The sequence below is a fragment of the uncultured Gimesia sp. genome (assembly GCF_963972345.1).
Taxonomy (GTDB): domain Bacteria; phylum Planctomycetota; class Planctomycetia; order Planctomycetales; family Planctomycetaceae; genus Gimesia.
Map to the genome: position 1 here is coordinate 1 of NZ_CAXAVM010000252.1, position 8,937 is coordinate 8,937.

Below are 8,937 nucleotides of genomic sequence, written 5' to 3' on the forward strand. Positions count from 1 at the left end.
GCATTCACGAAACGGCCCGGCTGGTCGGAGCTGACTGCGGTCAGGCAGCAGCGGGTGCATGGCATTCATACACGGTTTGGCAGCCACATTATGAGTTTTGCAGCAGCGCAGCAGCTGGCACAATGGTTGTATCCCGAGGAGTTTCAAGATTGGAATCCGAAACAGCGGCTGCAGGAGTTTCACCAGAAGTTTATGCCCGTTGAGATGAGTGGAACCTGGATGCTCAGCCTGGACGGTGATTGATGCAGGGCACCACAGCAAACGATCTCAATCAGGCATATGAGCGTCTGGGCCGACGTCGGTTGGCTGTCGTGGTGACAGTAGTCATGCTGGTGCTGGTATCGTTATTTCTGGATGTCATTACGGGTCCCGCAGCGTTGTCTTTGCCGGAAGTCCTGACGGCCCTGTTTCAACCGGGATCTGTGAGCGAAGCAACTCAGACGATTGTCTGTACGTTCCGCCTGCCGACAGCGTTGATGGCGGTCTTCGTGGGTGCTTCACTGGGAATCGCGGGTGCGGAAATGCAGACGATTTTGAATAATCCCCTGGCCAGTCCTTATACACTGGGCGTTTCTGCTGCTGCCAGCTTCGGTGCCGCGCTGGCGCTGGTATTGGGTTCCGGGATGCTGGCCTGGACGACCACCGTTTTTGTGCCTGTGAGTGCGTTCGTGTGCGCGATGTTTTGTTCCCTGTCGATTTTTGCCATTGGTCGGATCAGAGGCGCATCGACAGAGACGATCATCGTCGGTGGCGTTGCGCTGCATTTTATTTTCAGTTCGGGTGTCGCATTCCTGCAATATATGGCTTCCGAAGATACCCTGGCGGCCATCGTGTTCTGGATCTTCGGAACTCTGCAGGGAGCGAACTGGCAAAAACTGGCGATCATCGCCGTGGTGATGGCGGTCACGACGGGTTTATTGATGTCGCGCGTCTGGCAGCTGACTGCGTTACGACTGGGAGAGAGCCATGCCCGCAGCCTGGGAATCAATACGGAACGACTGCGGCTGCAGACTTTGATTCTGGTCTCAATACTGACGGCAACCGCGGTCTGTTTTACCGGGGCCATCGGCTTTATCGGCTTGCTGGCACCGCATCTGGCGCGAATTCTTGTCGGTGAAGACCAGCGTTATTTCATCCCGTTATCGGCTTTGAGCGGTGCTTTTCTCGTTTCCGTCGCCGCTTTGATTACGAAGCTGCTGATACCGGGGACGATCTTTCCGATCGGAATTGCCACCGCGGCCATTGGGGCGCCCTGCTTTGCGGCATTGGCCCTGTGGAAAAGGAGGTCGTACTGGTGATACTCGAAGCCTCTGATATCTCATTCAGCTATGGTTCCCATCAGGTGCTGGAAGATGTGAATCTGCAACTGAAACCGGGTATGACGGCAATCATCGGCCCCAATGCCGCGGGCAAATCGACGCTGTTGAAGTGTCTGAGTGGTATGCTGCGACCGAAAGGAAAAGTTCGCCTGGAGGGAATCACATTAACGACTCTCAAGCAGGAACAGCTGACGCGGCAGATTAGTTTTCTACCCCAGGAATTCAATACGACAGCCGTGCTGACCGTCTATGAAACGGTTTTGCTGGGACGCGTCCATCAACTGGGTTGGCGCGTCTCTGACGTTGATACGAGAATCGTCAATCAATTAATGCAGGAGATGAAACTGACTGATATCGCAGATCGCTATCTGAACGAATTAAGTGGAGGGCAACGGCAACTGGTGGCAATCGCCCAGTCTCTGGCTCGCGAGCCATCTGTATTATTGCTGGATGAGCCCACATCGAACCTGGATCTGCGGCGACAGTATGAAGTCTGTACTTTGATTCGCAGGCTGACTGATTCGCGGGGAATCAGTACGGCGCTGGCGGTTCACGATCTGAACCTGGCGTCACGATATGCGGACTGGGTATACGTCATTCAGAATGGCAAGCTGCGTTGTGGAGGTGAACCGCAGAGTGTACTCACTGAAACCTTGATTGCGGAGGTCTATGGAGTGGAGGCGCGTGTGACGATCGGCCAGGAAACGCGACCGGTGATCACGGTGCTGGGACCGGTTCCCGTTGCTTCTTCGGATTTTCAGTCAGAGCGGGATGCAGGCAACGATGTTTAATGCGACTCACATGATCCTGCGGTTTTACCTGTATTCTTTTTTTAAGAATCTGCGCTTTGCTGATCCGTTTCTGATTCTGTATTTTCTGGAACTGGAGTTGTCCTATTCAGAGATCGGCCTGTTGCTGGGGCTGCAGCACCTGGTGACGGTACTGCTGGAATTTCCGTCGGGGATTTTTGCAGATCACTGGGGACGGCGTCGCGCCACCGCTTTGTGTTTTGCTTTTTACACACTGTCATTCTGCGGATTTGGCATGACAGGCCAATTGACAGAGGTCCCCGTGATATTCTGGCTGGGGGGCTGCCTGGCGTTGTTTGCTTTGGGCGAAGCGCTGCGAACCGGCTCGCATAAGGCCATTATGCTCGATTATCTGGACTCGACGGATCAATCGGCTTTAGCGACGCAACTGTTAGGACGGACTCGCTCGGTATCAAAAATAACGTCTGCGACAGCGGCTGTTTCGGGAGGCGTCTTGCTGGCCTGGTCGCGTGATTATGGATTACTGTTTTATCTTTCCGCGGGGGCTGCTGTCTGTGGTTTCCTGTTATTATTAACGTACCCCCGCGCACTGGAGGGCGATTCCTTTCGCGCCCGCCAGTCCACGTCAGTGAGTTCGGAAGAGAGTCTGCGAAAGCCGTTTCGAATGATGTGGCAGCAAGCCAATTTTCGCAGACTGTTTATTCAGTCTGTCCTGTTTGAGAGTCAGCTGAAAATGATTCTGAAGTATTTTACACAACCATTTCTGAAAACCGGGCTGGCCCTGTTCGGGATTCCAATTATTCCTCCCGCCGGTGTAAGTGGATTAGCAAGCGCGGGGGCAATCTGGGTCGGACTGAATGAGTTTCTGCGCGACAGCCTGGGAGCGCTGGGGGCGCGGTTCAGTCCCGGTTATGAACTGCAGGCAGGCAGTCGAAGCCACGCGTTGAATCGGATCTATCTCGTGGGATTTTTTGCGGTGTTATTTCTGGCAGGCTGTGCTGTGAACCTGAAGTGGGGTCTGTTGCCCGGTTTGTTGTTGTTGATGGGATTGACACTCTTACAGAATCTGCGACGTCCGATTTTTGTCAGTGCCCTCAATACTCAGATGCTCAAAACAGAGCGGGCCTCGGTACTCTCGCTGGAAAGCGTCTCCCGCGCTGTGACCGTGGCAGTGCTGCTGCCTCTGTTTGGACTGGCGGCTGATCAGTTTGGATTGCTGGCGGTCTGGATACTGGCAGCGGTGATTCTACTGGTCGGTTTTCTGTTTCAGATTCGACTGGAAGAGGTGTCCCGGCAGGAATCGCCGGGCTGACACATCGAAGTAGAAATGGAGTATTATCCGGGCATAGAACTAACCGGGCATGGAACGTAGTCATGAAAATAACCAGAGTAGAAAAGAGGCAGACCAGCAATGACGCAGGACGACGAACTAAAGCAGATATTTCATAGTGGCTGGACCAATCCGAATGTGGTTTCACATCGGGTCGAGCGATTCATCAAAGGGGAATTCGGATTTCCACTTTCACGCACCGCGTGGCTGGAGGTTCTTCGCCAGTCGGTTCCCGGCGAAGCACGCCGCAAGATTGCGGATATGGGAACCGGTCCGGGAACGATTGCGCAATTATGGGCAGAACTGGGGCATGAGGTCACAGGAGTGGATTTTTCTGCCACGATGATTTCTGCGGGGCAGGCAGCTGCGAAAGAGCGAGGGCTGACAGTCGATTTTGTCGAAGCCGATGTGGAAGCACCACCATTTCCGGAAAATACATTTGATGTCATTTCCAGCCGGGCCGTGCTGTTCACACTGCCACATCCCGGTTATGCCGTGGCGCGGTGGACCCGACTGCTCAAGCCGGGAGGATCGCTGGTACTGATCGGCGAAAATAACCCCACCGATCCGGAGAAGTTGAAGCGTCAGTATCGACCCGCTCCCGGCTGGGAACCGGATGAAGCCTATCGCAGAGCTTTGGACAAATTGCCGTTTCGCAGTCATACGGATGAAATGGTGCGGGTTGTGATGGAGGCAGCAGGTTTACGGAATATTCGCAGTATGCCGATGCAATCGGTAATGGATGCGCGGTCTGAACATGAAAAACAGGACCCGGAATATGGTGTGTTACAGGGAACGCCATATGTTCTCACCGGTCAGCGTATAGAGGACATGGAGGGTTGATTTTCTGATTGTTTGAGAGTCCTTTTTCCGCGAATAGAACAAGGAAACTGCTCGACATTACCTGCCCCTGAGATATAATCATATCATGATTCATTGTTTTAACCGCCCTCCTTCAGCTTGCCTGTTCTGCCTCCTGTTAACACTCATTTTTGCGGGATGTGAACGTAGTGATTCGGCTCCTGTTTCTCAGACAGGTGAGACGCTACCGGTCTTGAATGTGGAGACACTGGAAGTGACCGAACAGATCTGGCCGCGCATCGTGCGGAGCCAGGGAAGTCTCTATCCTGATGAAGAAGCCACACTCGGGATCAAAGTGGAAGGACGTGTTTCCCAGGTACACGTCGATCTGGGAGATGTAGTCAAGCCTGGAGATCCCCTGGTCACGGTGCATCAGGATGATTTCAAATTGCGGGTCGAGCAGGCGGAAGCACAACTGGCACAAGCCCGCTCTGCAGTGGGCCTCAAGCCCGGTGATTCTGTCGATAACCTGGTTCCGGAAAAATCACCTCCTGCCAAAGAACAGCAGGCAGAATGGGACGAGGCGAAAGCCAACCTCGAGCGTGCCCGCGTGCTGTTTAATAAGAAGGTGATGGGGCAGGCCGAATACGATCAGATTGTATCGCTCGAACGCGTGGCTGCAGCCCGCTACGATTCTGCACTCAATGGCGTGCGTGAAAAGATGGCGAATATCACCGTGCAGCAGGCTCAGCTGGATCTGGCACAGGAAGACTTGAATAATACCGTCCTGAAAGCCTCTTACACCGCAGTGGTTCAGAAACGACTCGTGGCCCCTGGCAGTTATATCAAGATGGGGGACCCGTTGCTGGTGCTGGTGAGCATTGATCAACTACGTTATCGGGGAACCGTTCCTGAGCGGGTCTCGACGCAACTGAAAGTGGGGCAGCCTGTCGAACTGGAAATCGAATCCCTTGATACGAAACAATCGAAGGTGACACGGATCAGTCCCTTTCTCGATCAGATGAGCCGCGCCCTGCTGTTTGAAGCGGTCGTCGATAATTCCGAGCGTGCTTTACGGGCCGGTCTGTTTGCGGAAGGGCAGGTTATTGTCGATCCCGATCAGAAAGCCCTGGTGGTCCCCCTGTCCGCCGTGGTTCAGTTTGCCGGAACCGAGAAAGTCTGGAAAGTCGAAGATGGCAAGGTGAAGATGCAGGAAGTATTGCTGGGCGAACAACGGGGTGAGCGTATTCGCATTTTAGAAGGCCTGCAGCCGGGAGATCGCATTTTAATGAATGCCCGGGAAGGGCGGCCCGGCATTCTTGCTGATACCAAAACGCTGCCGACGGCAGTACAGAAAACACAAATTTGAGTTCCTTCTGAAAATCGAATTCTGCTTTTGAAAAAGGGAATCGACGTTGTACGGGTTAGCGGAAATCTGTGTCAAGAGGCCAGTCTTCGCCTTAATGCTGATCATGGCATTAGTGGTAGCGGGGGGCGTTGCGTTTCCCGAACTGGGTGTTGACCGCTTCCCGAACATGGATATGCCCTCGATATACATTCGCACCAATTATCCTGGTGCAGCGTCACAGGAGGTCGAATCCGAAGTCAGCGCAGTCATTGAAGATGCCGTCGCGACAGTAGCCGGCATCGATGAACTGCGTTCCATTTCCCGCGATGGACGTTCGTTTGTCATCATCACTTTCAATCTGAATCGTAATGTGGATGCGGCGACTCAGGATGTTCGCGATGCGGTCTCGGGGGCAATGAATTTACTTCCGCCGAACATCGACCCCCCGATTGTGCAGAAACGTGATCTGGAATCATCGCCCATCATGACGCTGGCAGTCTCGGGCCCCCGAACTTCACGCGAACTCTATCTGTTTGCAGACCGCTATGTCAAAAATGTGATCGAGTCTTCACCGGGTGTCGGCGAAGTTCAGATTGCCGGTGCTGCAGACCGGGCAGTGAAAGTCGACATTGATGCCGACCGCCTGGCCGCCTATCAGATGTCGATCTTACAGGTGCGCGATGCGCTGGTCAGGCAGAATACGGAAGTGCCCGGCGGAAGGCTGGATCAGGGCTTCCGCGAACGTTCACTGCGGACCATGGGCCGCGTTGCCGATTCCGATCAATTTCCTGAACTGGTCGTGGATACCATCAATGGCACCCCCGTGCGTCTGGCTGACCTGGGAACGGTGACTGATGCGACAAAAGAAGTTCGCACGATCGCGAGACTGAATCAGAAACCTGCCGTCGTGCTGGAGATTCAGAAACAATCGGGTGAAAATACCGTCGCTGTGGTGGAAGGCATCAAAGAAATGCTGCCCCGCAGCCAGGATCTTCTACCCGATGATGTTAAGGTCAGTATCGTTCAGGATCAGTCGCGCTATATTGTGACTGCTTTGCATGAACTCGAACAGCATTTGATCTCCGGCAGTATCTTAGCCTGTATTACCGTGTTGATCTTCATGCGTTCCTGGCGTTCGACCGTGATTGCTTCGGTGGCAATTCCCGCTTCGATCATTTCGACATTCGCATTTATGAAACTCTTCGGTTTTACCCTGAATAACGTGACCATGCTGGCACTGGTACTGATGGTCGGGGTGGTCATCGATGATGCGATTGTCGTTCTGGAAAACGTCTTTCACTGCATCGAAGAAAAAGGGATGTCCCCTCGCGAAGCAGCGATTGTGGGGACGAAGGAAATCGGGCTGGCGGTACTGGCGACCACAATTTCGCTGGTGATCGTCTTTCTGCCTGTCTCGTTTTTATCCAGTGTAACCGGTCGACTGCTGTTTCAGTTTGGCTTGACGGCGACGGTGGCGATTCTGGTTTCGATGCTCGTCAGTTTCACTTTAACACCCATGATGTGCAGCAAGCTGCTGCGTCCCGAAACCCCCAGTCCGGATGGCCCGGGCTCACGATCCGGGTTTTATCATTATGTTGAAACGTCCTATCTCTGGATCCTGAAACTGTCGCTGCGATTTCGCTGGCTGGTGTTACTCATTTCGGTGGGGGTCATACTGAGTAATTATCCGCTGTATCATCTGGTGAAACAGGACTATATCCCGCTGAATGTTGACGAATCGGAATTTGAGGTTCGGCTCGAAGCCCGCCAGGGGGCAACGCTGCAGTCGATGAACCAGGTAATTGGTCGAGCAGAGGAAGAATTGATCAACACGGGAGGGGTCGAGACACTTCTGCTGACCGTTGGCTCCGGAGGTTTTGGCGATGTGAACCGGGCGAGTATCTTCGTGCGTCTGACCGACAGCGAACAACGTACTTTTTCTTTCGGCCGATTTTTCAGTGGATTGCTTCACGGGGATCTCCATGCGGCGTTTCGGGGTAACTTTACGCAGCGGGAAAAAATGGCGGAAGTCAGAAAGAAGCTCAAGAGCATTCCGGACATGCGGATTTCCGTACGAAACCTGACCTCATTGCGCCAGGGAGCACCCGTTGATATCGACTTCTCGATTACGGGGCCTGACATTGATGGCCTGCTGGACTTCAGTAATAAATTACGCGAAAAAGTGAAAACAATTCCCGGCATCGTCGACGTCTATTCCACGCTGCAGATCGATAACCCGGAACTGCTGGCACGCATTGATCGAGAACGGGCGGCTGCACTGGGCATCGATGTGCAGGAAATTGCGGATACACTGCGGGTTGCCGTGGGAGGAGATGACCGGGTCTCCCGTTACCGGGATCGAACTGTGGACGATGCCTACGATGTGGAACTGCGACTGGTGGGGCTGGATCGCGGCGATGTTCAGTCCATTTCACAGTTGTACGTCCGGACTTCCCCCCAGGCGATCCCAGGCTCATCCACTTCCTCTGCGGGAAAAAGTCTGGCCCGCATTGATAACGTCGTGGACTTCGAATTTAATACTGCTGCCTCCCGGATTGACCGTCTGAATCGACAACGCATGATCGCCGTGCGGGCGAATATGGCTTCGGGTTATGCCCTCGGGGACGGCATCGCTGCGATCAACGCTGCTGCTGAAGAGATCGGAGTCCCGGAAGGATACAACACCATGGTACTGGGCGGCGGTCGGGAACTGGAGCGCACGCTGGGAGATTTTGGCTGGACGATGGTTCTGTCATTCATTTTCATGTACATCGTGCTGGCGGCTCAGTTCGAGAATCTGGTGCACCCGCTGGTGATTCTACTTTCGTTACCCCTGGCTGTGCCCTTTGGATTATTGAGCCTGCACTGGGGAGGCGAAACGCTCAACCTGTATTCCGCGCTGGGGATTCTGGTCTTATTCGGCGTCGTGAAAAAAGCCGCCATTCTGCAGATCGATCATACCAATGCGCTGCAACTGCAGGGCTTTCCCCGCTACCAGGCGATTCTCCAGGCGAACCGTGACCGTCTGCGTCCGATTCTGATGACAACGCTCTCGTTCGTAGCGGGTCTGCTGCCTCTGTTAATTGCCACCGGTCCGGGAGCCGAAGAACGCCGCTCTATCGCTGTACTGGCAGTCGGTGGCCAGACTCTTTCGCTGCTGTTGACGCTCTTGGCAATTCCCGTGCTGTATACGTTCTTTGATGATCTCTCCGCATTTTTCACGCGTCCCAGAACCAAAGTCGCGGAACAGCCAAAGCTGGAGCATGTGAAAAAAGAAGTGCCTGTGATACCCAGGTAGAAACTTCATTGCTAGTGAAGTGTCATTTTTAAATTTTGGGTTGATAGATATCACGAGAGTGCGACAGCGGA

General features: G+C 53.8%; 6 protein-coding genes and 1 pseudogene. All 7 read left to right on the forward strand.

Features of this window, described 5'->3' with window-relative positions; genetic code table 11:
• A pseudogene (locus AACZ40_RS26365) lies at positions 1-243 on the forward strand (iron complex transporter substrate-binding protein); the annotation flags it as partial.
• Positions 243-1,298: an iron ABC transporter permease gene (locus AACZ40_RS26370; protein ID WP_291174682.1), complete on the forward strand. Its 1,056-nt coding sequence runs from the start codon at positions 243-245 to the stop codon at positions 1,296-1,298. The pseudogene AACZ40_RS26365 and the gene AACZ40_RS26370, both read left to right, overlap by 1 nt.
• Complete coding sequence (locus tag AACZ40_RS26375) at positions 1,295-2,110, forward strand: ABC transporter ATP-binding protein (RefSeq protein ID WP_291174680.1); 816 nt, start codon at positions 1,295-1,297, stop codon at positions 2,108-2,110. The genes AACZ40_RS26370 and AACZ40_RS26375 overlap by 4 nt, the downstream gene beginning before the upstream one ends.
• The gene (locus AACZ40_RS26380; RefSeq protein WP_291174678.1) at positions 2,103-3,401 is read left to right on the forward strand and encodes an MFS transporter; all 1,299 of its coding nucleotides are present in this window, start codon (positions 2,103-2,105) and stop codon (positions 3,399-3,401) included. The genes AACZ40_RS26375 and AACZ40_RS26380 overlap by 8 nt, the downstream gene beginning before the upstream one ends.
• A gap of 99 nt (positions 3,402-3,500) precedes the next feature.
• Positions 3,501-4,262, forward strand: a complete 762-nt coding sequence (locus tag AACZ40_RS26385; protein ID WP_291174677.1) for a class I SAM-dependent methyltransferase — start codon at positions 3,501-3,503, stop codon at positions 4,260-4,262.
• A gap of 85 nt (positions 4,263-4,347) precedes the next feature.
• Positions 4,348-5,589: an efflux RND transporter periplasmic adaptor subunit gene (locus AACZ40_RS26390; protein ID WP_339676553.1), complete on the forward strand. Its 1,242-nt coding sequence runs from the start codon at positions 4,348-4,350 to the stop codon at positions 5,587-5,589.
• A gap of 46 nt (positions 5,590-5,635) precedes the next feature.
• Positions 5,636-8,866, forward strand: a complete 3,231-nt coding sequence (locus AACZ40_RS26395; RefSeq protein WP_291174676.1) for an efflux RND transporter permease subunit — start codon at positions 5,636-5,638, stop codon at positions 8,864-8,866.
• Positions 8,867-8,937 lie beyond the last annotated feature (71 nt).